Below are 21,027 nucleotides of genomic sequence, written 5' to 3'. Positions count from 1 at the left end.
CCGGGCAGATGGATCAAAAAACGACCGCTCTTGTGGTCATGGGTCCGTCGGGCGTCGGCAAGACGACGACGGCAAAGCTGCTTGCGGAACGTCTTGGCTGGTCCTTCGCCGAGGCGGACGAGTTTCACTCGGCCCGGAACATCGCCAAGATGGAATCCGGCGAGCCGTTGAACGATGACGACCGGGCGCCTTGGTTGTCGGCCATTCGCGACTGGATCGCCGATCAGGCCAGCCATGGCGTTTCGAGCGTTGTCGCCTGCTCGGCCTTGAAACGGCGCTATCGGGATGTTCTGCGCGAGGCGGCCCCGAGCGTGCGCTTCGTCTCGCTCACCGCCGACCAGGATCTGGTCGGCGACCGCATCGGCCGCCGCACTGGCCACTACATGCCGAATTCGCTGCTCCAATCGCAGTTCGACGATCTGGAACCGCTGCAATCCGACGAGGATGGCGTGACAGTATCCGTCGGCATTCCGCCCGAAGCGGTTGTGAGTCACGCCCTTGAAGCACTTGGGTTCGACAGGCAAGATTAGACGACCGCGACCGGCGGTTGTGAAACGGGGCGGTAACCGCGATAGGAGGCATTCGCGTCGGGCGCCAACGCGCCTCTTGCGCGGTCTCGCAACCACCGCTATATCACAATGGACTATCCCGCCTTTCTTGGGCGTTGCGCGACCATTTCTGGTCGCCTCGTCCCTGCCGCAGAACCGTTTAGCGTTTCCGGCCCCCAGCGTTTCCCCATTGTCGCCTTCATCTGTTTCGACGCGATCCGTCGGCACGAACCCCAAAAGAGCCTATTTCCGAATGAAACTTCAGGACCTGAAGAACAAAAGCGCACCCGAATTGATCGCGTTTGCCGAAGAGAACGAGGTCGAGAACGCCTCCGTTCTGCGCAAGCAGGAGTTGCTGTTTGCGATTCTCAAGCAACTCGCGGCGCAGGAAGTCGAAATCATCGGCGAGGGCGTCGTCGAAATTCTCCAGGATGGCTTCGCTTTTCTGCGTTCGCCCGAGGCGAATTACTTGCCGGGCCCGGACGACATCTATGTTTCGCCATCGCAGATTCGTAAATTCCAGCTGAAGACCGGCGATACGGTCGAGGGACCGATCCGCAGTCCCAAGGACGGCGAGCGCTATTTCGCGCTGCTCAAGGTCAACACGATCAATTTCGACGATCCCGAGAAGATCCGCCACAAGAGCCACTTCGACAATCTGACGCCGCTTTATCCGACCGAGCGGTTTAAGATGGAGCTCGATGATCCGACCTCCAAGAAGGATATGTCGGCCCGGGTCATCGATCTCGTCGCGCCGCTCGGCAAGGGCCAGCGCGCGTTGATCGTCGCGCAGCCGCGTACCGGCAAGACGGTACTTCTGCAAAACATCGCCCATTCGATTACCGCGAACCATCCGGAATGCTATCTGATCGTACTGTTGATCGATGAGCGGCCCGAGGAAGTGACCGACATGCAGCGTTCGGTGAAGGGCGAGGTGGTGTCGTCGACCTTCGACGAGCCGGCGCAGCGCCACGTCCAGGTCGCCGAAATGGTGATCGAAAAGGCCAAGCGCCTGGTCGAACACGGCCGCGACGTCGTCATCCTCCTGGATTCGATCACCCGCCTTGGCCGCGCCTACAACACCACCGTTCCCTCGTCGGGCAAGGTGCTGACCGGCGGTGTCGACGCCAACGCCCTGCAGCGGCCGAAACGCTTCTTCGGCGCGGCGCGCAATATCGAGGAAGGTGGCTCGCTGACCATCATCGCGACGGCGCTGATCGATACCGGCAGCCGCATGGACGAGGTGATCTTCGAAGAATTCAAGGGCACCGGCAACTCTGAGATCGTCCTTGATCGCAAGGTTGCCGACAAGCGTATCTACCCGGCGATGGATATTCTAAAGTCCGGCACCCGTAAGGAAGACTTGCTGGTCCCGAAGGGCGATCTGCAGAAGATTTTCGTGCTGCGCCGGATCCTGTCGCCAATGGGCACGACCGATGCGATCGAATTCCTGAACGACAAGCTGAAGCAGACCAAGAGCAACGCCGATTTCTTCGATTCGATGAACACCTGATCGCTTTCGCGTCCGACGGACGCGAATGGCGTGACTCACGTGAAACGGCGGTCCTTTCTGGCCGCCGTTTTTCGTTGCGCTGAGGCCCGGCTTGACTGCGACGGCTCGGACGGCGAAGCCTGCAGCGAGCAACCAGGAGGGATCGGGGATGACAGAGAAACCGGACGCGGTGGCGCGGGTCGAGGCCGATGCCGAGGGCCTCAAGATTGCGGTCGTGGAGACCGCGAAATCGGCCCGCTCGGCAGAGGAAGCGGCGAAGGCCGTCGGCGCCAGCGTCGGCCAGATCGTCAAATCCCTGGTGTTCAAGGGCACTGCGACCGGCCAAGCCTATCTGCTGCTGGTGTCGGGTGCCAATCGGGTCGACGAGGCTTCCATGGCGACGCATTTCGGCGAGGCGCTGGAGCGGCCCGACGCCGATTTCGTCCGTCAGGCGACCGGCTTTGCCATCGGTGGGGTTTCGCCGCTGGGGGCTTCGCGCAAGCTCGCCACCCTGATGGATGAGGATCTGTTCCAGCACGCCACCGTCTGGGCCGCCGCGGGGACGCCGCGGCACGTCTTCGAGGTGGTACCGCTGCAATTGCGCAGTGCTACCGGTGCGACCGTCGGCCGGGTGACATAGACCGCGCCGGCGGAACCCTCGTATTAATCGCTGTCGCCGCTCAACGCCTTCGCCAGCGCCGCGTCATCGTAGACCGGGGGCCGACAGACGCGACCCTCGCACAAATAGGCGGCCGGCCGGCGCAAGGGCCGCATCGCGGCGGTCGGTAGTTGCTCCGGCAGCCGATCGGGATCGGCCAGGATCAGATCGAGGCGATCGAGGTCGACGCTTTGATGCGCCTTTGCGAGCATCTCGGGGAATCCCGGATCGTCTGGCATGCCGATCACGCAGAGTTCGCTGCCGCGGCGTAGCCGGCCCGTGGCCGTGACAATGCCGGGAAAGCCGGTGGCTTCCTGGCCGACGCGCCCGGCGGCTAGCAGGGCCGCCCGCTCGGCGCGTTCGCCGATCTCGATCGCGCCGCTGGCCTGGGCGAGCATCGCAAGCCCTTCGATGACAAGCGCGGTGCCGCCGGGAATCGCGTCGTCCTGGTCGCCGCGCAGGCGAATCATGACATCCGAGGCGTCGGAAGCGTTCAGATAATGTCCGCCGTCGCTATCGGTGTGCCAGCGTTCGAGCTCGTCGGCGAACCAGCGGGCGCGATCGAGATAACGCGCGTCGAGGGTTGCCGCGAACAACGCGACCGCGGCCTGGATCAAGGCGCCATAGTCAGAGGACAGCGCCAGACCGGTCGTTCGTCCGGCTCGCGCGGCATGGCGCAGGCGACCGTCGACGATCATTTCCTGGACGACGAAATCGAAGGCATCGCCCGCCAGGGCCAGCGCATCGTCGTTCCCGAAAGCGCCACCGATTTCGGCCAGTGCCCGGATCATCAGACCGTTCCAGTCGGCGAGCACCTTGTCGTCGCGGCCGGGCCGAGGCCGGTCGGCTCTTTTCTCGAGGAGAATCTGGCGTTCCGCGGCAAAGTCCGGGTCGCTCGACGCGGCGCTCGGATGCAGGCGATGCAGGACTGAATGCCCCTCCCAATTGCCGGTCTCGCTGACGTCGAAGACGGCTTTGAACGGCGCGGCGCGATCGCCGAGCAGGCCATCGATCTGGGCCGCCGACCAGACATAGAAGGCGCCCTCCTCCGAATGGCCCTCGACGTTCAGACTGTCGGCATCGAGCGACGCGGCGAGGCCGCCGCCGTCGACACGCATTTCGCGCCGAAGCCAGCCGATGGTCTCGTCGATACGGCATCGAAACAGATCGTCGCCGGTCATCCGGTAGGCCCAGCCGAGATGGCGCAGGAATTGGGCATTGTCGTAGAGCATCTTCTCGAAATGCGGCACCAGCCAGCGGTCGTCGGTCGAATAGCGATGCAGGCCGCCGCCGAGATGGTCGTAGATGCCGCCGAGCGAGAGCGCCCGGACGGTCTTGAGGAAGGCCTCTCGATGGTCCGGCGAGCCAGTCTCGAAAGCCGACCGCGCCAGGATTTCCATAAACGGCGCGTTGGGAAACTTCGGCGCGCCGCGAAGCCCGCCTTGGGCCGGATCGATCATCTGGCCGATGCGCTCCGCCGGGCCCGCCAGATCGAGGTCGGCCAGCGGTCCCGGTGCCGCCGAACGCGACAGGAATTCGCTCAGCCGCCCGGAGATCGCACCGGCGCTAGTCGTCAGATCGGCGCGCTTCTCGCGCCAGGCCTTGGCGATGGCTTCGAGTACCTGGGTGAAACCGGGGCGGCCATAGCGGGCGTCCTTGGGAAAATAGGTGCCGCCGAAGAACGGCTGGCCCTCCGGCGTCAGGAACATGGTCATCGGCCAGCCGCCCTGTTCGCCCATCGCCCGCAGCGCGGTCATGTAGAGATGGTCGATGTCAGGCCGCTCTTCGCGATCCACCTTCACATTGACGAAGTCGCGGTTCATCGCCGCCGCCACGCCCTCGTCTTCGAAGCTCTCATGCGCCATGACATGGCACCAGTGACAGGCCGCATAACCGACGGACAGGAGGATCGGCCGGTCGAGCGCGCGCGCCTCGGCCAGCGTGGCGTCGGACCATTCCCGCCAATCGACCGGGTTGTCTCGATGCTGCAGGAGATACGGGCTGACGGCATAGCCGAGCCGGTTGTCGCGCGCGTCGCTCATGGAAATCCCGTCGTTTCGCCCCTCAAACCCGGAAACCTAAGGCAAGCGTTCGACGATTTCGAGGGCGACTTCCCGTTCAATGGCGTGTCGCGGCCAAAACGCGCTCCCGAACGCCTCGGCGCCTGCCGGTTGCGAACACCCCTGGAAGCTGGTTTTGTCCCCTTCGACCATCCCGAAAAACCCCGAGCCACTCGTTTGATCCCATCCGATACCATTGCCGCCCTGTCCTCCGGCGCCCTGCCCTCCGGCGTCGCAGTTGTACGCGTCAGCGGTTCCTCCGCGCGGATTGTCATGGAAAGCCTTGCCGGCGGTATGCCGCCAGAACGCCGCGCCAGCCTTCGCCGGTTCCGCGATGCGGCCGGCGCGACCATCGACCGGGGCATCGCCTTGTTCTTTCCATCGCCGGGCAGCGTCACCGGGGAGGATCTCGCCGAGTTCCACCTGCATGGCGGGCGGGCCGTCGTCGCGGCCTTTCTCGACGCGGCGACGGGGCTTCCCGATGTGCGCCTCGCCGTGGCCGGCGAGTTCACCCGGCGCGCCTTCGAGAACGGTCGCATCGATCTGACCGAGGCCGAGGGGCTGGCCGATCTCATCTCGGCCGAGACCGAGGCGCAGCGCCGCATGGCGGTGGCGCAGGCGGGTGGGGCGTTGCGTGCCATCTACGAGGACTGGATGCGGCGGCTGACGCAAGCGCGGGCAATGATAGAAGCCTCGTTCGACTTCGCCGACGAGGGGGATGTGGGCGATGACGTTGCTGGCGGCGTCGCGACGAAGATCGCCGCCCTCGTCGACGAGATGCGGACCCATCTCGCCAAGGCGGACCGTGGCGAAATCCTCCGCGAGGGCTACCGTGTGGCGATCGTCGGTGCGCCCAACGCCGGAAAGTCCAGCCTACTCAATGCGTTGGCAGATCGGGAGGTGGCGATCGTCACCGAAGTTCCGGGTACGACGCGCGACGTGATCGAGGCGACTCTCGATCTTGGCGGCGTCCCGGTGCGCTTCTCCGATACGGCCGGGATCCGCGAGACGTCCGATGCGGTGGAAGCGATCGGCGTCGAGCGGGCGCGGGCCGTGATGGATTCGGCGGACCTGGTGCTGGCGCTGGTCGATGCACAATCCGGACATGGGCCCTTCGCACGGTTCTCGGACCTTTTGACTCACGTGAAACATCCGATGATGCTCGCTGCATCGGATGCGCCTCTGAACGACGTCGCGGCGGGGATGTCCCGGCCGCATAGGCATATCTTCACCCTTCGCACCAAGGCCGACCGCCCGGAGCCGCAGGGTCTTGCGGCACGGTTTGGCGGCGAGTGGGACGATTTCGCATTCGACTTTGCCATTTCCACCAAGACCGGCGAGGGGATGTCTGCCCTTGTCGCCCGTGTCGCCGCCCTGGCGGCCGAGGCTGCGGGCGATCCTGACGAGGCCGTACCGATGCGGACCCGTCACAAGGAGCTGGTCGCCGATGCCTTGCGGATTCTCGAACAATTCGTGTCGAAGCCGGACGTGCCGCCGGAGTTGGGGGCGGAAACCCTGCGGCGCGCCGGCAACCGTCTCGGCGCGCTGACCGGCCAGGTCGGGGTCGAGGACCTTCTGGACGTCATCTTTTCCGAGTTCTGCATCGGCAAATGAGAAAAGGCGTGCCTTTTGCCGCATTTCCGCTTGCGTTGTCTCCGAGCGATTGAGCCTTTATAGGCTTAGCTTCATTGAAAAAATGTTTGCCTGTCGGTGCCGAATCCGTTTTCGCGATTGGCACCACCGCCCTGCTCAACCGGTATCCGAGACCCATGCGCGATCCGTCCCTCCCCGCCACCGCCTCCGACTACGACGTCGTCATCATTGGCGGCGGCCATGCCGGCTGCGAGGCAGCGAGCGCCTCGGCGCGGGCAGGCGCGCGGACCGCGCTGGTCACCCACCGCTTCGATACGATCGGCGCGATGAGCTGCAATCCGGCGATTGGCGGCATCGGCAAAGGCCATCTCGTGCGCGAGATCGACGCGTTGGGCGGGTTGATGGGTCAGGTTGCCGACGCGGCCGGCATCCAGTTTCGTCTGCTCAACCGGCGCAAGGGGCCAGCCGTGCGCGGACCCCGGACCCAGGCCGACCGGCGTCTCTACCGCGAGGCGATGCAGGCGGCGATTGCCGCCCATGCCGACCTCGACGTTGTCGAAGGCGATATCGCCGATCTTGTTCTGGACGAGCGGAACCGGGTAACCGGCGTGGTCCTCGGCGACGGCCGCGCCATCCAGTGCCGGGCCGCGGCTCTGACGACCGGGACGTTCCTGTCGGGTCTGATCCATATCGGCGATCGGACGATCCCGGCCGGACGCATGGGCGAGGATCCCTCGACGGGACTTTCGGGAACACTGAAGCGGCTTGGCCTGACGCTGGGCCGGCTGAAGACCGGCACGCCGGCACGGCTCGACGGCCGCACAATCGACTGGAGCGGGCTCGACCGGCAGGCCCCGGACGCGGACCCGGTTCCGTTTTCCTATCTGACCAAGGCGATCACCAACCGGCAGATCGATTGCGGGATCACCCGGACGACGCCGGAGACCCATCGGATCATCCGTGAGAATATCGCTCGGTCGGCGCTGTATTCCGGCCGCATCGAGGGGGCGGGGCCGCGCTATTGTCCCTCGATCGAGGACAAGATCGTCAAGTTCGGCGACCGCGACGGCCACCAGATCTTCCTCGAGCCGGAAGGGCTCGACGACGACACGATCTACCCGAATGGCGTGTCCACCTCCCTGCCCGAGGATGTGCAGTTGCAATTCCTGCGCTCGATTCCGGGGTTGGAGCGGGTGGCGGTGCTGAAGCCTGGCTATGCCATCGAATATGATCATGTCGATCCGCGCGAACTCGATCGCCACCTTGCGGTCCGGCGCGCCGAAGGCCTGTTCCTCGCCGGCCAGATCAACGGCACGACGGGTTACGAGGAAGCCGCGGCGCAGGGGATCGTCGCCGGGATCAACGCGGCGCGGCTGGCTAGCGGAGCGGAGCCTGTCGGCATCGGCCGGGCCGACGCCTATATCGGCGTAATGATCGACGATCTCACCCGCACCGGCGTGTCCGAGCCCTATCGGATGTTCACCTCGCGGGCCGAATTCCGCCTGTCGCTCCGGGCCGACAATGCCGACCGCCGGTTGACGCCGCTTGGCCTGTCGCTCGGTATCGTCGACGCGGAACGTCGCATGGCCTTCGAGGAGAGCGAAGGGGCGCTCGCCAAGGCGCGCGCGCTGCTGGAAGCGGCCCAGCTGACGCCGTCCGAAGCCCAGCGACATGGGCTATCAGTCAATCAGGACGGGCGCCGGCGTACGGCCTGGCAGCTGCTCTCGCAAACCGAGATCAATCTGGACCGGCTGACCGCCATCTGGCCGGAGTTCAAGGATATCGGTGGGCCAATCCGTGAGCGGATCGAGATCGAAGCTGGCTACGATGTCTATCTGGATCGCCAGCGGCGGGATCAGGAGCGCCTGCGCCGGGACGAGAACCGGACGATTCCGGACGCCCTCGATTTTTCTGCTCTCACCGGCTTGTCCAACGAATTGCGGCAAAAGCTGAGCGCGCGCCGACCGGCATCGATCGCCGAGGCGGAGCGGATCGACGGGATGACGCCGGCCGCTCTCGCTCTGATTCTCGTCGCCATGCGGCGGAGCGAGGTCGTTCGTGCGGCGTGAGCGAAAGCCTTTTCCGCCTGAGCGCCAGCCCGCGGCCAAACCAAAGCGCAAAGCCGCGCCGCGGCCCGCCGAGGTGGCGGCGCAACAGGCGGAGGGCCGCGCTCATTTTCTCGAAACCCACGATGTTTCACGTGAAACGCGGGCGCGCCTGGACCAATATGTCGCCCTGCTGACCGAGTGGCAGCGGCACATCAATCTCGTCGCTCCGGCAACGATCGGCGATGTCTGGTCACGCCACATCGCTGATTCGCTGGTGCTGGAGCGCCTCCTGCCGCCGTTTCAGCGCTGCGTCGACCTGGGGTCCGGCGCAGGTCTGCCTGGTCTCGTCGTGGCCGCGGCGCGGGCGGACCAAGGCGGCGTTGTCGATCTGATCGAGAGCAACGCCAAGAAAGTCGCTTTTCTGCGCGCCGTCCAGCGCGGGCTCGGCCTCGCCGGAACGGTTCACGCCGCCAGAATCGAGGATTGCGGCGCGGCGCTGGCAGCGGCGGATCTGGTGACCGCGCGCGCCCTGGCGCCGCTCCCCGAGCTGTTGGCGATGGTGGCGCCTCATATCCGGACGTCGGCGCGGTGCTTTTTTCAAAAGGGCCGCAGTCATGAACAGGAAATTAACCAAGCGGCTGCCCATTGGCGATTCACCGTGGTAAAGCATGGATCGAACCTCGAGGATGGTTCGGTCATCCTCGACATCGGTAACATCGCGCGGCGTTAGGCTACGCCATGCTCCCGCGGGGCCGGGCCCTCTACCCGGTGGGGCTTCGGTCAAGCCGCGAGGGCTGGCGAGAGCAGCCATCGTAACGATGCGGGAGGCGACCGATGGATGCGATAAGCGGGCAGCCGATGCGGATCATCACCATAGCCAATCAAAAAGGCGGTGTCGGCAAGACCACGACCGCCATCAACCTCGCCACCGCGCTTGCCGCGATCGGAAAGCGGACGCTGCTCATCGATCTCGATCCGCAGGGCAATGCCTCGACCGGGCTCGGGATCGAAAAGGACGATCGTGACGTCTCTTCCTACGACGTGCTGATGGAGGCGGCCTCGATCACCGAGGCGGCGACGGCGACAGCGGTGCCGAGCCTGTCGATCATCCCGTCGACGCTCGATCTCCTCGGCCTGGAAATGGAAATCTCCGGGGCGCCCGGTCGGGCTTACCGGCTGCGCGACGCCCTGCATTTCCATCAGGTCGACACGCCGCTGTTCGATTTCGTCCTGATCGATTGCCCACCATCCCTGAATCTCCTGACGATCAACGCCATGGCGGCGGCGGATTCGATTCTGGTGCCGCTGCAATGCGAGTTCTTCGCGCTGGAAGGTCTCAGCCAGTTGCTGCAGACCGTCGAGCAGGTTCGCGATACGCTGAATCCGACATTGGCGCTGCACGGAATCGTCCTGACGATGTATGACGGGCGTAACAATCTGGCGGCGCAGGTAGTTCGGGACGTGCGCTCCTATATGGGCGAACATGTCTACGAGACGATCATCCCGCGCAATGTACGTGTATCGGAAGCGCCGTCTTTCGGTAAACCCGTGGTTCTCTACGACATGAAATGTCCGGGCAGTCAGGCCTATATCCGCCTGGCCTCGGAAATCCTTCAGCGCGAGCGACGATTGGTGGCCGCGTGACGGCGCGTGCGATGGCGGGTCGCCTCCCAGGGCGGATTTTCGCGGAGACCGGACCGATAAAGGCGGGGAGACGAGGATGAACGAAGACAAATCGCGGCAGCGGCTGGGACGCGGCCTCGCCTCGCTGATCGGGACCGGCGGCGTCGTGCCCCCGCGGCCGATGCCGGGCTATGGCGGATCTGAGGCCGCGCCGGCCGCGATTCCGGCCGAGCGCTTCGTCGCCCTGGACAGGATCTCGCCCAACCCCAACAATCCGCGCCGCCGCTTTGACGAGGCCGATCTCAAGGATCTTGCCGCCTCGATCAAGAACCATGGCGTCGTCCAGCCATTGCTGCTGCGTCCGAAGCCGGGCCAGCCGGAATCGTTCGAGATCGTCGCCGGTGAACGGCGCTGGCGCGCCGCCCGGGCCGCCGGCCTCAGCGAGGTTCCGGTCGTGCTGCGCGACATCGGCGATCGTCAATCGCTGGAAATCGCGATCATCGAAAACGTCCAGCGGGCCGATCTCAACGCGGTCGAAGAGGCTCAGGCCTACGAGACGCTGATCGATGAACACGGCTACACCCAGTCCGATCTCGCCGATGTGCTCGGCAAGAGCCGCAGCCATGTCGCCAACACGCTCCGGTTGCTGAAATTGCCGGAGGAAGTGCGCGGCATGGTGGTCGCCGGCACGCTGTCGCCGGGCGCGGCGCGGACCGTCGTGACCGCCGACGATCCGCACGCGCTGGCGAATGAAATCGTGTCGCGCGGCTTGAGTGTGCGCGAGGCGGAGGATCTCGCCCGCAAACCCACCGAGACGTTGGACAACCGGCCGGCCAAGCCCGCGCGCAAAGGTAAGCGCAAGGCGGCTGCCGAGCGCGATGCCGATGTCGTGGCGCTGGAGAATCTTCTGGCGCAGGCGCTCGGTATGACAGTGGAAATTCGCGTCGATGGCGAGCGCGGATCGATCCGCATCGATTATGCCGATCTTGAGCAGCTCGACGAGATCTGTGGTCTGTTGCAGACGCGGGCACAACGTCGGGTTGCACAACAGCCGCGGGTGCGGGGGCTCTGAGCCACCGCGTTCGGGTTGGTTGCACGACTCACGTGAAACAAAGGACGGCGTTCGACCCCGCCCTGGGCGGGGTCGTCTGGCTTGAGGTCAGGCGCGGCCGATCCGGGCGCGCAGATGGGCCGCCTCCACGGCGATGTCGAGCAGGGTTTTCTGCGTTATCGTCAAGGCGAGTCCGCCTTCCTTGCGACTCGACAAGATGTCCCGCTCGATCCGCTGGAGAATGGTGGTGATTTCTTCCAGCGGCCAGGCCGCCAACGCGGCCTCGAGAGCCGCCTTGCGCCGGAAATGCGGCCGTCGCCGCTCGACCACGCGCCCGATCGGCTCGCCGCCGCGTTCGACCATCTCGCGCATGGTCTGCAACTGCTGGAAATAGCGCAGCAGATTCTGGTGCAACTGGAAGGTGGCGGTGCCGGCCGACACCAGCCGGTCGATGAGATGCGGCAGGCGCTTGACGTTGCCGCTCGCCGCGGCATCGATGGTCTCTTCCAGCGTATCCGCCGAAACGTCGCCGACGACGGCCCGGACGTCCGCCTCGGTCACCGACGGCGCGCCCAAAGCGTAGAGACAGAGCTTGCGGACCTCGCCGCGCGAGGCAAGACGATTGGCTCCGAGGCGGGCGCGCAGTTCGTCGCGCGCCTCCCGATCGATCGACAGCCCGCTTTGACCGAGTTCCTCGTCGATCATCTTGTCGATCGCCCTGCCCTCGTCCTGGTAACAGGGCAGCGCCATGGCAAATCGCCCACGCTCGACGTTGTTGCGAAGTGCGGCGCTCTTCTTGAGGTCGCCGGCTTCGACGATGACGAGGGCGCCTTCGAGCGGCGAAGCGGCCAGATCGCCGACCGCTTCCGCCAGGCTCTTGCCGGCGCCTGCGCCACGCACCCGAATGAGACGGCGGCCGCCGAACAGCGACACGGTCCGGGCCTCGTCATAGAGCCGGCCAATATCCTTTTCCAACTCGTCGGCCGCCAGCGTCACCGCTGCGAAGGGGTCGTTGCGGTCGACGCCGGACATCTCGGCAATCTTGGCGGAGCGTTCGGCGACGAGACCCGGGTCGGGGCCGTAAAGCAGGATGACCGGAAACGAAAAATCGGGACGCGAGAGGAACGCCTCGACCTCGCCCGCCTTCTTTTGCGCCATTATCCGCGTCCGTCCTTGCGATCTGTCGCGCCAATGTCGTTCATTATCGGACGCCTTGCCAGGACGTTGCCGTCAGACGCCGGCCTTTTCGAGCGCGCGCACCAGCGCGATTTCGAGCTGGGCCGCGACGTCCTCGCCCGCCTGCTGGCGCGCGTTGATGAGTGCGCGCTGAGTTTGATAAAGCTGCGCGGTCCGATCGAACGGGACAGTTGTCGTGCGGCTGGCCGTGTCGACAACCTGATTGTCCGACAGTCGGACAAGCTGATATCGCGCGGTCATGCGGTAAAGGGCGGAGCTGAGCGCGCCTCCCGATTCGATGGCGATGCCGGTTTCGCCGCCGGTGACGGTGAGGCGGACCTCGTAGAGCGGCTGGGCGACCCGCGTTCCCTGGTTCAGGCGCGACAGGAGGGCGTTGCGGACGATCTGGTCGGTGCGTGAATTGGCTTCGGACACCGCGATACGGCCGCGCAGCGCCGCCAAGGCGCCGCCGGGCGCAAGCATGTCCGAATTGTCGGCCGATGCATAAAGCGGGCGGGCCGTGCAGGCCGGCAGAGCCAGGACCCCGAGGGCAAGGCCGACAGCGACAAGGGCGCGGGATCGAAGCGGATCAGAGGACGACATTCACGATTCTCCCGGGGACGACCACGATACGCTTCGGCGCATTGCCGGCCAGCGCCGACTGGACGAAGTCGAGTGCCAGCGCCGCTTGCTCCACGTCAGGTTTGCCGGCCGCGGCCGGCATGGTCAAGTCGCCGCGCTTTTTGCCGTTGATCTGGACGGGCAGCGTAACCGTATCGTCGCGCAACAGCGCCGGCTCGACGCTCGGCCAGGCCGCCGCTGCGGCAAGCCCTTGCTCGCCCAATGCGGCCCAGCAGGCCTCGGCGAGATGCGGCATCATCGGCGCGATCAGGCGCACCAGTATCGACAGCGCCTCGCGCCCTGCCCCCTTCAGGGCCGGATTGCTGTCCTTGGAAATCTTGGGAAGGGATGCGGCAAGTGTGTTGACCAGTTCGTAGATCCGCGCCACCGCCTTGTTGAAGGCCAGACGCTCGATGTCGTCGGCAACGCCCGCCGCCGTGCGGTGCGCGGCGCGGCGGATCGCCAAGACGGATTCGTCGTCGCCAGAGCCTTGCGCCGGCGCCCCGGCAAGACGTGGCGCTGTATCGGCCACGAGGCGCCATAGCCGCTGCACGAAGCGATGGGCGCCCTCGACGCCGGCCTCCGTCCAGATGACGTCGCGGTCGGGGGGCGAATCCGACAGCATGAACCAGCGCGCGGTGTCGGCTCCGTAGGAGGCGATGATGTCGTCCGGATCGACGACGTTCTTCTTCGATTTCGACATCTTTTCGATGCCGCCGATTTCCAGCCGCGCGCCGGTCGCGATCCGGGTCGCGACCCGGCCGGTCTCGTTCTCCGCAATCGCCACGGCGGCCGGGGGCACCCATTCGCGGCCCTCACGATAGGTTTCGTGGACCACCATGCCTTGCGTGAACAGGCCCTTGAACGGCTCGTCGAGATCGAGATGGCCGCAAGCCCGCATCGCCCGGACGAAGAAGCGCGAATAGAGAAGATGCAGGATCGCGTGCTCGATGCCGCCGATATACTGGTCGACCGGCAGCCAGGCATTGGCGGCCTGAGGGTCGGTCGGCGCGTCGGCATGGGGCGCGGTGAAGCGGGCGAAATACCACGAGGAATCGACAAAGGTGTCCATCGTGTCGGTCTCGCGCCGCGCCGTACCGCCGCATTGCGGACAGGTGGCGTCGCGCCAGGTCGGGTGCCGGTCGAGCGGATTGCCGGGCTTGTCGAAATCGATGTCGTCGGGAAGCTTGACGGGAAGGTTTGCCTTGGCCTCCGGTACGACGCCGCAAGCCTCGCAATGCAGGACCGGGATCGGGCAACCCCAATAGCGTTGGCGCGAAATGCCCCAGTCACGCAACCGGAAATTGACCTGGCGCTCGGCCTGCGGCGTCCCGAACAGATCGGTCGCCTCGAGCTTTGCGGCCACCGCCTCGAAGGCGGCGTCGGGCGAGAGGCCGTCGAGGAAGCGCGAATGGAAGATCGTGCCGTCGTCGACATAGGCCTCGGTACCGATCGTAAAGCGCGCGGGATCGGCATCCGGCGGCAGCACCACCGCCTGCACCGGCAGATCATATTTGCGAGCGAAGTCGAGATCGCGCTGATCGTGCGCCGGGCAACCGAAGATCGCGCCGGTGCCGTAGTCCATCAGCACGAAATTGGCGACATAGACCGGCAGCTGCCACGTCTCGTCGAAGGGATGGGTGACGGTGAAGCCGGTCGGAATGCCCTTCTTCTCGGCTGTTTCAAGGGCCGCGGCGGTGGTACCCTGTCGCCGGCACGCGGCGATGAAGGCCTGGATGTCCGGATTGTCCTTCGCCGCAGCGGTCGCCAGCGGATGATCGGGGGCCACCGCCATGAAGGAGGCGCCGAACAGCGTATCGGGGCGGGTGGTGAAGACGGTGACGTCCTTGTGAGCCGCAGGCGCGGTCGCCGGGTCGAGCGCCCAGCGCACCAGCAGGCCCTCGGAGCGCCCGATCCAGTTCCTCTGCATCAGCCGGACCTTTTCCGGCCAGCCGGGCAGGGTGTCGAGGGCGGCCAGGAGATCGTCGGCATAGGCGGTGATCTTGAAGAACCACTGGGTGAGCTCGCGGCTCTCGACCTCGGCGCCGGAGCGCCAGCCCTTGCCGTCGATCACCTGCTCGTTGGCCAGCACCGTCTGGTCGACCGGGTCCCAATTGACCTTCGACTTCTTGCGATAGGCGAGACCATGCTCCAGGAAGTCGAGGAACAGCATCTGCTGGCGGTGATAATAATCGACGTCGCAGGTGGCGAATTCCCGCGACCAGTCCAGTGACAGGCCCATCGACTTGAGCTGGCCGCGCATGGTCGCGATGTTCTGATAGGTCCATTCGCGCGGATGCACCTTGTTCTGCATCGCGGCGTTCTCGGCCGGCATGCCGAAGGCGTCCCAGCCCATCGGATGCAGGACGTTGAAGCCCTTCGCCCGCTTGTAGCGCGCCACTACGTCGCCCATGGCATAGTTGCGCACATGGCCCATATGGATGCGGCCGGAGGGATAGGGGAACATCTCGAGGACGTAATAGGTCTCGCCGCCGGCGTCGGTGCGGGTCTCGAAGAGCTTTGCCTCGTCCCAGGCCTTTTGCCAGCGGGGTTCGGATGCGCGGGGGTTGTAGCGTTCTGATGACATGCGGCGGGTCGATATCCTGGCGCGGCCATCTGGGGCCGTCGGGCGTGGGCAATGCGGCTTGACTTACTCCGTTGTTCGCGTCCCGTTCAACACGAACCGGCGAGATTTCGCCGAATCGCGGCAAAATCGCCGCTGAATGCTACCGAAGCAGCAAAAAGGTTGGGTATGGTCGACACGACAGGCGAACGCTACCGGGCGGTGTGCGAACGGATCGCCACGGCGACGAAGGACGCGGGTCGGCCCGAGCGTGCGGTCGATCTCGTGGCGGTTTCCAAGACCTATGACGCAGACGCGATCCTGCCGGGGATCGCCGCCGGCCAGCGGATTTTCGGCGAAAACAAGGTGCAGGAGGCCAAGGCCAAGTGGCCGCCCTTGCGCGAACGCTTCCCCGACATCGAATTGCGGCTGATCGGCCCGTTGCAGTCGAACAAGGCCGGCGAGGCGGTGGCGTTGTTCGACGTCATCGAGAGCGTCGACCGGGAAAAGATCGCCGCGGCGATCGCCAAGGAGGCCGTCAAGCAGGACCGGCATCCGCGCCTCTATGTCCAGGTCAACACCGGCGAAGAGCCACAAAAGGCCGGCATCGCGCCGGGCGAGGCGGCGGTCTTCGTCGCGCGTTGCCGCAATGAGCACGGTCTCACGATCGAGGGGCTGATGTGCATTCCGCCGGCCGACGAAAATCCCGGCCCGCATTTCGCGCTGCTGGCCAAGATCGCCGCCGAGGCGGGTGTCGCCAAGCTGTCGATGGGCATGTCCGGCGATTTCGAGGCGGCGATTGCCTTCGGCGCGACCTCGGTGCGCGTCGGTTCAGCGATCTTCGGCGAGCGGGATTACGGCTGAGGGGTCTTCGCCCGGCGGGCCGGCAAGGATAGCAAGCCGCCGGTGTCTGGCTGGTTGGACGGTCAATCAATTCGCCGCCCTGGAGCGGAACCCTTCCGCCGCTGCCGTCTTTGCATGAAACGGTAGGACCGTTTGAGGAGGCAATAGCGTGGCCGAGACGTCTAGCGAGGCGGCCTTTGTTCGCCGGACCGTGATTGCCGCCGGAATTGTCGCGGCAGTCGGAACCGCGCTGTTCGTATTCTGGACCGCTTCGCTGGCCTTTTTCCTGATCTTGGCCGGTCTGGTGCTTGCCTCGACGTTCACCGGCATCGCCTCCGGCCTGCGATATGTCGGCGTTCCGCGAAGGGTCGGACTGCTGGTCGCCTATCTCATGTTGTTGCTGCTGATCACGGCCGGCTTTGTCTGGGGCGGCGTGGTGATCGTCCAGCAGTTCAACGATCTCCTCCAACTCGTGGCCGGGCAGGTCGATCGCCTTGCGGAGCTTCTTCAGGAATATGGTTTCTCCGACGGAAGGCCGTCGGATGAACCGGGGCTGGGGACCCTCCTACCTAGCGCCTCCGGCCTCTTTTCCTCCGCCTCGCGCGCCGCCTACGCCATCCTCGGCGGCCTCGGCAACGCTTTCATCGTGGTGTTCATCGCGATCTTCGTGTCCTGGCAGCCGGGGCTCTATCGGCGCGGCATCGTCAGCCTGTTTCCCAAGCCACGGCGCGCGCGCATCACCAAAACGCTGTGCAACAGCGCGCATCAGTTGACCATGTGGCTGGCCGGGCAAGCGATCTCCATGGCGACGGTCTTTGTGGTCTCGCTCCTCGGCCTGTGGGCCATCGGCATGCCGAACGCCTTCCTGCTGGCGCTGCAGGCCGGGCTTTTGGCTTTCGTGCCGACGCTCGGCCCCTTCGTGGCGGGCGTCGTCATCGTGCTGGCGGGCTTTGCCGACAGTCCGCAGATGGCTCTCTACGGTCTCGTCGTCTACGTCGTCATCCAGGGCGTCGAAAGCAACGTCACCCAGCCGATGGCACAACGCTGGGCGACCGCCCTGCCCCCGGCCCTGACGCTTGGCTCGCAGCTTGTCTTCGGTCTGCTGTTTGGCCTCATGGGTGTGGCGCTCGCGGTGCCCTTCGTCGCCATCGTCAAGACCATGGTGGAAGACCTCTATGTGAAGGAAACGCTCGGCGGATACGCGGCCGAGGCCTCCTGAACCGGCAGCCGGCGCTGCGCACCTCGAAAGTCTAACCGCGCGCGGCTGGACCGTCCGCGCGGTTTCACCCTAAGTTGCCTCTCGGAGGCGGGGGACCGCCGGGACGATATGGGAGGCGAAGCATGAACATCATCCACGTCAAGGACGAATGGAAGGCCCGCGCGAAGCTCACCAACGAGGATTATCAGGCCTGGTATCGTCGCAGCATCGAGGATCCCGACGGCTTCTGGGCTGAGCACGGCAAGCGTCTCGACTGGATGACGCCCTTCACCAAGGTGAAGAACACCTCCTTCGCGCCGGGCCAGATCGATATTCGCTGGTTCGAGGACGGGACGCTCAACGTCGCCGCCAACTGCATCGACCGTCATCTGGACAAGCGCGGCGACCAGACGGCCATCCTCTGGGAGGGCGACGACCCGTCCGAGTCGAAGGCGATCACCTACCGCGAACTTCATGAGGAAGTCTGCCGCATGGCCAACGCCCTTAAAGCGCGAGGCGTGAAGAAGGGCGACCGGGTGACGATCTACATGCCGATGATCCCGGAGGCGGCCTATGCTATGCTCGCCTCGGCGCGGATCGGCGCGGTCCATTCGGTGGTGTTCGGCGGGTTTTCGCCGGACGCGCTGGCCGGCCGGCTGGACGGCGCCACCTCGGACGTCTTGATCACCGCCGACGAGGGCCTGCGCGGCGGGCGCACGGTGCCGCTCAAGAAGAACGCCGACCGGGCCTGCGAGATCGCCGCAAAGGCCGGCCATTCCGTCAAGACGGTGCTGGTCGTGCGGCGCACCGGCGCCGATGTGCCCTGGACCGAGGGCCGCGACGTCTGGTGGCACGAGGCGCGCGAGACAGCGTCCACCGACTGTCCGCCGGAGGAGATGGGCGCCGAGGACCCGCTGTTCATCCTTTATACCTCCGGCTCGACCGGCAAACCGAAGGGCGTCCTCCATACGACCGGCGGCTATCTCGTCTATGCCGCGATGACGCATGAATACGTCTTCGACTACCATGACGGCGACATTTACTGGTGCACGGCCGATGTCGGCTGGGTGACCGGCCACAGCTACATCGTCTACGGCCCGCTCGCCAACGGCGCGACGACGCTGATGTTCGAGGGCGTACCGAACTATCCGGATACCTCGCGGTTCTGGCAGGTCATCGACAAGCACAAGGTCAATATCTTCTACACGGCGCCGACGGCGATCCGGGCGCTGATGGGCGCCGGCGACGACAAGGTGACGAAGACCTCGCGCAAGAGCCTCAAGGTACTCGGCAGCGTCGGCGAACCGATCAATCCGGAGGCGTGGAACTGGTATTACCGGGTCGTCGGCGACGAGCGCTCGCCGATCGTCGATACCTGGTGGCAGACCGAGACCGGCGGCATCATGATCACGCCGCTGCCGGGCGCGACGGATTTGAAGCCCGGCTCGGCGACGCGGCCGTTTTTCGGCGTCATTCCGCAGCTCGTCGACAATGACGGCACGGCGCTGGAGGGCGTGGCCGAAGGCAATCTCTGCATCACCGATTCCTGGCCCGGCCAGATGCGCACGATCTACGGCGATCACGACCGCTTCGAGCAGACCTATTTCTCGACCTACAAGGGCAAATACTTCACCGGCGACGGGGCGAAGTGCGACGCCGACGGCTATTGGTGGATCACCGGCCGCGTCGACGACGTCATCAACGTTTCGGGCCATCGCATGGGCACGGCCGAGGTCGAATCGGCGCTGGTCTCGCATCCGAAGGTCTCCGAGGCGGCGGTGGTCGGCTACCCGCACGATATCAAGGGCCAGGGCATCTATTGCTACGTCACCTTGATGGAGGGGCAACAGCCTTCCGACGCCCTGAAAAAAGAGCTGGTCGCCCATGTCCGCGAGGAGATCGGGCCGATCGCATCGCCGGACAAGATCCAGTTCGCGCCGGGCCTGCCGAAGACCCGGTCGGGCAAGATCATGCGCCGCATCCTCAGGAAAATCGCCGAGGACGATTTCGGCGCGCTCGGCGACACCTCGACCCTTGCCGATCCCGCTGTGGTCGACGATCTCGTCGAGAACCGGGAGAATCGCAAGGGTTGAGGTGGAGCGCGCGACGGTGGCGGCTTGCGTCAGGCTGGCGCGAAAAACGCCACCATCTTGCCTTGCCTGTTTTATGCCCGCATACTTGCGGGGTGTTTAACGAAGCGAAAGGAGGTGATCCAATGTCGAGTGATTTCCAGATGCCGGTTGGGTCTCAATGTCTCGGTCAAGCGATGGAGCAGTCTTCTCGCTTTGCTTGAGACAGTCGGGTCCGGGTAACGGTCGAAGGACCCCCCGGTATACGAGAGTCACGGGGCCGCTTCCTGGCAACAGGGAGCGGCCTTTTGCATGGGCGGATGCTCGTCCCAGCCCCGGCCAGCGACAAAAAAACCCGCCCCGGCGCAAACCGGGACGGGTGGTGATGACAGCCGGACGAATCCGGCTCGTGCGCTTATTGCGGTGCCGGTGTCGTGCCGTCGGCCGGAGCCATCCCCGCATCGGGCGCAGCCTCCTCGGCGGCTTCCGCCTGTTCCGGCTCGCCATAGGCGGGCGCGGCCTCGAGCTGCTCACGCGAGACGTTCAGCACGATCCGATCCGGCAGATTGTCGTCGCCGACGACCGGGGTCTGCGGCTCAGGGGCTGGCTGAGCGGCGCCACCGGCCGCCGGATCGACACCCGTCGCCGCGCCGCCGACCGCCGGATCGACAGGAGCGGGAGCAGCGGCCTCGATGTCGGCCTTCTTGGGAAGGCCTTCGGTCTTGCCCGGACCGAATTCGAGCGCGTCCATGGCGACCGCGACGTCCTTCCGGCCGATGCCGAGGAAGCCGCCGACACCGACGAGCACCGCGATTACTTCGCCCTGCTCCGAGACGAGCACGTCGGTGATCGAACCGATGCTTTCACCGGCGGTATCGTAGACGTCCTTGCCGTCCAGGTCCTCGACGCGCCAAGCGCCGGTCGGCGGGACCACTACGAACGGACCGTCCGTCACGGTCGCGTCGGTTGACGTGGCCGTGTCCATCGCCGTGGTGTCAGCAGGCGCCGCGCCTGAGTCCGGCATGGTGGTCGCATCGTCCCGGGACATCGGCTCGCCCTCGGCAGGCGCGGCGGCGTCGCCGGTGGTCGCGTCCGTTCCCTCCGCCGGAGCCGCTGAATCGGCTGGCGCGGTTGCGTCGGCCGGCGCTTCGACAGCCGGCGGGGTATCGGTTGGGGGCGGCGTGGTGGCATCCTGCGCGAAGGCCGCGAAGGGCATGACGACGCCGGCCAGAAGTGCCGTGTAGAGAGTGTTTCTCATCGATTTTACTCCCATTGGTGATCACGAAAGAATGATCCACGGCAGGAGAGGTTCCAAAAGAAACTAAGTTAGCCGATCAATTTTGTCGGGGAGACGCCCGACTGGGCGTTTTCGCCGTCGCCGCGCGCGGGAAATCGGCTTAGAGGCCGTTTCGAAACCCTGCCAAGACCAGCCTCCATGGTTCACCCGGGACGCCCAAACCCGCGGAAATCGGGTATCATGTCAT

The 21,027-nt window shown here is 65.5% G+C and carries 16 protein-coding genes; 11 read left to right on the top strand and 5 right to left on the bottom strand.

The window, feature by feature from the left end:
* Positions 1–8 precede the first annotated feature (8 nt).
* The 3 genes from VQ044_RS18260 to VQ044_RS18250 all read left to right on the top strand — a co-directional run bounded on the left by VQ044_RS18260 (position 9) and on the right by VQ044_RS18250 (position 2,680).
* Positions 9–530 (top strand): gluconokinase, encoded by a 522-nt coding sequence (locus VQ044_RS18260; protein ID WP_327626194.1) that lies wholly within the window; start codon positions 9–11, stop codon positions 528–530.
* 271 nt (positions 531–801) lie between these two features.
* Entirely contained in the window at positions 802–2,061 is a 1,260-nt protein-coding gene (gene rho, locus VQ044_RS18255) for a transcription termination factor Rho (RefSeq protein WP_327626195.1), read from the top strand.
* 148 nt (positions 2,062–2,209) lie between these two features.
* The gene (locus VQ044_RS18250) at positions 2,210–2,680 is read left to right on the top strand and encodes a YbaK/EbsC family protein (RefSeq protein ID WP_327648708.1); all 471 of its coding nucleotides are present in this window, start codon (positions 2,210–2,212) and stop codon (positions 2,678–2,680) included.
* A gap of 23 nt (positions 2,681–2,703) precedes the next feature.
* Here VQ044_RS18250 and VQ044_RS18245 read toward each other — a convergent pair whose 3' ends face one another.
* Positions 2,704–4,740, bottom strand: a complete 2,037-nt coding sequence (locus tag VQ044_RS18245; RefSeq protein WP_327648710.1) for a thioredoxin domain-containing protein — start codon at positions 4,738–4,740, stop codon at positions 2,704–2,706.
* A gap of 195 nt (positions 4,741–4,935) precedes the next feature.
* Here VQ044_RS18245 and mnmE point away from each other — a divergent pair, with 195 nt between their 5' ends.
* The 5 genes from mnmE to VQ044_RS18220 all read left to right on the top strand — a co-directional run bounded on the left by mnmE (position 4,936) and on the right by VQ044_RS18220 (position 11,094).
* Entirely contained in the window at positions 4,936–6,372 is a 1,437-nt protein-coding gene (gene mnmE / locus VQ044_RS18240) for a tRNA uridine-5-carboxymethylaminomethyl(34) synthesis GTPase MnmE (protein ID WP_327648711.1), read from the top strand.
* A 155-nt stretch (positions 6,373–6,527) separates the two neighbouring features.
* Positions 6,528–8,420, top strand: a complete 1,893-nt coding sequence (mnmG, locus tag VQ044_RS18235) for a tRNA uridine-5-carboxymethylaminomethyl(34) synthesis enzyme MnmG (protein ID WP_327648712.1) — start codon at positions 6,528–6,530, stop codon at positions 8,418–8,420.
* Positions 8,410–9,129 (top strand): 16S rRNA (guanine(527)-N(7))-methyltransferase RsmG, encoded by a 720-nt coding sequence (gene rsmG / locus VQ044_RS18230; RefSeq protein WP_327648714.1) that lies wholly within the window; start codon positions 8,410–8,412, stop codon positions 9,127–9,129. Before mnmG ends, rsmG begins: the two co-directional genes overlap by 11 nt.
* Before the next feature lie 104 nt (positions 9,130–9,233).
* Positions 9,234–10,043: a ParA family protein gene (locus VQ044_RS18225; protein ID WP_327648715.1), complete on the top strand. Its 810-nt coding sequence runs from the start codon at positions 9,234–9,236 to the stop codon at positions 10,041–10,043.
* A gap of 76 nt (positions 10,044–10,119) precedes the next feature.
* Positions 10,120–11,094, top strand: coding sequence for a ParB/RepB/Spo0J family partition protein (locus VQ044_RS18220; protein WP_327648717.1), 975 nt, complete (start codon positions 10,120–10,122; stop codon positions 11,092–11,094).
* A gap of 87 nt (positions 11,095–11,181) precedes the next feature.
* Here the strand turns inward: VQ044_RS18220 and holA are convergent, their stop codons facing one another.
* The 3 genes from holA to leuS all read right to left on the bottom strand — a co-directional run bounded on the left by holA (position 11,182) and on the right by leuS (position 15,457).
* Positions 11,182–12,231, bottom strand: a complete 1,050-nt coding sequence (gene holA, locus VQ044_RS18215; protein WP_327648718.1) for a DNA polymerase III subunit delta — start codon at positions 12,229–12,231, stop codon at positions 11,182–11,184.
* A gap of 72 nt (positions 12,232–12,303) precedes the next feature.
* Positions 12,304–12,852 carry a hypothetical protein gene (locus tag VQ044_RS18210; RefSeq protein ID WP_327648720.1) on the bottom strand — a complete coding sequence of 183 codons (549 nt, stop codon included), beginning with the start codon at positions 12,850–12,852 and terminating at the stop codon, positions 12,304–12,306.
* On the bottom strand, positions 12,839–15,457 hold the full coding sequence (gene leuS / locus VQ044_RS18205) for a leucine--tRNA ligase (RefSeq protein ID WP_327648721.1): 2,619 nt from the start codon (positions 15,455–15,457) through the stop codon (positions 12,839–12,841). Before leuS ends, VQ044_RS18210 begins: the two co-directional genes overlap by 14 nt.
* Before the next feature lie 165 nt (positions 15,458–15,622).
* On the opposite strand from leuS, the gene VQ044_RS18200 reads away from it, so the two are divergent.
* The 3 genes from VQ044_RS18200 to acs all read left to right on the top strand — a co-directional run bounded on the left by VQ044_RS18200 (position 15,623) and on the right by acs (position 19,567).
* Complete coding sequence (locus VQ044_RS18200; protein WP_327648723.1) at positions 15,623–16,297, top strand: YggS family pyridoxal phosphate-dependent enzyme; 675 nt, start codon at positions 15,623–15,625, stop codon at positions 16,295–16,297.
* A 148-nt stretch (positions 16,298–16,445) separates the two neighbouring features.
* The gene (locus tag VQ044_RS18195; RefSeq protein ID WP_327648724.1) at positions 16,446–17,495 is read left to right on the top strand and encodes an AI-2E family transporter; all 1,050 of its coding nucleotides are present in this window, start codon (positions 16,446–16,448) and stop codon (positions 17,493–17,495) included.
* Between the two features lie 122 nt (positions 17,496–17,617).
* Positions 17,618–19,567: an acetate--CoA ligase gene (gene acs / locus VQ044_RS18190; protein ID WP_327648726.1), complete on the top strand. Its 1,950-nt coding sequence runs from the start codon at positions 17,618–17,620 to the stop codon at positions 19,565–19,567.
* A gap of 391 nt (positions 19,568–19,958) precedes the next feature.
* Here the strand turns inward: acs and VQ044_RS18185 are convergent, their stop codons facing one another.
* Positions 19,959–20,801, bottom strand: a complete 843-nt coding sequence (locus VQ044_RS18185; protein ID WP_327648727.1) for a PRC-barrel domain-containing protein — start codon at positions 20,799–20,801, stop codon at positions 19,959–19,961.
* Positions 20,802–21,027: the final 226 nt, after the last annotated feature.

Origin of the sequence: Aurantimonas sp. C2-5-R2 (assembly GCF_036549495.1) — a bacterium.
Classification (GTDB): Bacteria; Pseudomonadota; Alphaproteobacteria; order Rhizobiales; family Rhizobiaceae; genus Aurantimonas; species Aurantimonas coralicida_A.
This window is presented reverse-complemented; position numbering and strand designations above follow the sequence as displayed.